Source organism: Bacillus sp. P14.5, from assembly GCF_003316765.1.
Lineage (GTDB): Bacteria > Bacillota > Bacilli > Bacillales > Bacillaceae_B > Rossellomorea.
The window spans coordinates 1-2,103 of the sequence record NZ_NIJF01000006.1 but is presented as its reverse complement, the minus strand read 5'-3'; the positions used below and the strand labels follow the sequence as shown (position 1 = coordinate 2,103).

Genomic DNA, 2,103 nt, shown 5'->3' with positions numbered 1-2,103 from the left:
TGGGCGTGATCGGTCCGCTCGTCTCGTTCGTGCCGATGTCCATATAGAGGCGCGCTGAAACGTCGGCCTGCTTTACTTCTTGAATGAGCGAGTCGAGGTTGGCCCAAGCGGCCGTCGACAGCGCACCGACACGTCGGATGGATGGATAGGCCGCCATCATATAAAGTGAGATGACACCACCCATCGAGCTGCCCATCACGCCGACGTCGTCCGGGTCGGTCGCATAGCGTTCGTCAATCCATGGCTTCAACTCTCGCATGAGCCAATCGGTGTAAGCCCGACCTCTGCCCCCGAGGGTGGGCCGCGTCTTGGCGAGTTCTGCTCCGATTCGTCGATACAGCATCTCATCCTCATAAAACGAATACTCGTCGTAGCGGTCGAGCCAGTCCGGGGCGCTCGCGATGGCGACGACCATGAGCGGCAGCTGCAAATCCTCGATCTGGCGGTCAATCGACCAACCTTCCCCGATTGTGGCGGTCTTGCCATCGAACACGTTTTGGCCGTCGTGCATATAGAGGACGGGCAACGTCTCATCTGTCGACACGAAGTCGGGACGATAGACGCGGACAATCCGTTTCCGTCCGCGTGTCGTTTCGGTCGGTAACGCAAAGCTAAATTGCTCAAGCATGTCAAACGCTCCTTTCACATCAACTGTCTTCATTTTGGCGGGTGGGACCGGGGAATGCAATCCTCACACTTGACTACCTACCGTTCGTTAGGTAAAGTGATGGGAGAGAAAGGGGCCGGTACTGAATGAACACGAAACAACGAATCGAACTCGCGGCGCGGCGCCGCTTTGCGCTCGAAGGATATGAAGGTCTGTCGCTCGCCTCGCTTGCCGAGGATGTCGGCATCAAAAAGGCGTCGCTCTACGCCCACATCGAAGGGAAAGAGCAGCTGTTCAAACAAGTCGTCGAGGACATGGCGAACCGTTATGATCTCGTCTGGCGAGAAGCGCAGGATGCGACCACAGACGCGGCGCCACTCGAGCGGATCGAGGTCATCATCGAGGCGTTGATTCGCTTCTTTGAAGAAGAGGAGACGTGGATGCTGACGAAGCGGATGTTGCTCGTCCCGCCGCCTGAACTACGCTCGTTCATCGAGGCGACGCTCGGTTCGGTCGAAACGGAACTGCAAGCGTTCGAGAAAGAACAGTTCCGATTGGCGATGGAGCAAGGCGCGTTACCTGAGCAGTCGCTTGAGGACGTCTATGATGCCTATTATTGTTTTCTCGACGGTGCGCTCATCTCGCTCTTCACGCTCGAGACAAATCGCGTCAAGCGGCAACGGGCCGCATTCACTATCTTTAAGAAAGGAGTCGGATGGACATGAGACAAGATCAAAATGGCCTGGGTTTGGCTCATCCTCGCCGGGCTGCTCGAAATCGTTTGGGCGACGACGATGAAACTGTCGAACGGATTCACGGTACTCGGACCGAGTGTGGTCACCGTTCTATTATTGGTCGTCAGCTTCGGATTATTGGCGATGTCGTTCCGGACATTATCGGCCGGGACCGGGTATGCGGTCTTTACCGGCATCGGAGCCGTTGGAACGGTCATCGTCGGGGCGGTCTTGTTCGATGAGGCACTCACTGGGATGAAGCTCGTCTTTATCATCACACTGTTGGTCGGCGTGATTGGATTGAAACAAGTGACGGGAGGTGAGTCGGCATGAGTTGGGTATTTTTAATTGGCGCCGGCCTTGCCGAGATGATGGCCGTCTTTTGGATGGGCAAATCGAAAGGTTATCAGATTTTTAAATGGTCGGTCTTATCGGTCGGAACGTTCGCTTTTAAGTTTTTATTTATTGTCGCGTTCGCTCGAGACGCTCCCGCTCGGATTGGCTTATTCGATTTGGGTCGGGATTGGAGCGGCCGGAGGGGTCGTGCTCGGGATGCTGTACTTGAACGAGTCCCGGGACCGCTGGCGCATCTTCTTCCTACTGCTTATTATCGGAAGTGTCATCGGATTGAAAGTTGTCGCGTAACCAGGATTAGCTTCGAAATAAAAACGGGAAATTGAATAGTTCAGACTGTGAATGAAAGGGGCGGGGACGATGAGTCATATCAAACTGCAATCCGAACGTCTACGACTCGAACCTTAC

4 protein-coding genes are annotated in these 2,103 nt (G+C 54.9%); 3 read left to right on the top strand and 1 reads right to left on the bottom strand.

Annotated features, from left to right (window positions below):
- The coding region (locus B9Z54_RS00255; protein WP_162785025.1) for an alpha/beta hydrolase at nucleotides 1-628 on the bottom strand (628 nt) is incomplete at its 3' end.
- A 125-nt stretch (nucleotides 629-753) separates the two neighbouring features.
- On the opposite strand from B9Z54_RS00255, the gene B9Z54_RS00250 reads away from it, so the two are divergent.
- The 3 genes from B9Z54_RS00250 (at nucleotide 754) to B9Z54_RS25420 (ending at nucleotide 1,986) form a co-directional block, all read left to right on the top strand.
- Nucleotides 754-1,332 carry a TetR/AcrR family transcriptional regulator gene (locus B9Z54_RS00250; protein ID WP_113926551.1) on the top strand — a complete coding sequence of 193 codons (579 nt, stop codon included), beginning with the start codon at nucleotides 754-756 and terminating at the stop codon, nucleotides 1,330-1,332.
- Between the two features lie 12 nt (nucleotides 1,333-1,344).
- Complete coding sequence (locus tag B9Z54_RS00245) at nucleotides 1,345-1,674, top strand: DMT family transporter (protein ID WP_113926550.1); 330 nt, start codon at nucleotides 1,345-1,347, stop codon at nucleotides 1,672-1,674.
- Nucleotides 1,675-1,806: 132 nt separating this feature from the next.
- On the top strand, nucleotides 1,807-1,986 hold the full coding sequence (locus tag B9Z54_RS25420) for a DMT family transporter (protein WP_240189744.1): 180 nt from the start codon (nucleotides 1,807-1,809) through the stop codon (nucleotides 1,984-1,986).
- Nucleotides 1,987-2,103 lie beyond the last annotated feature (117 nt).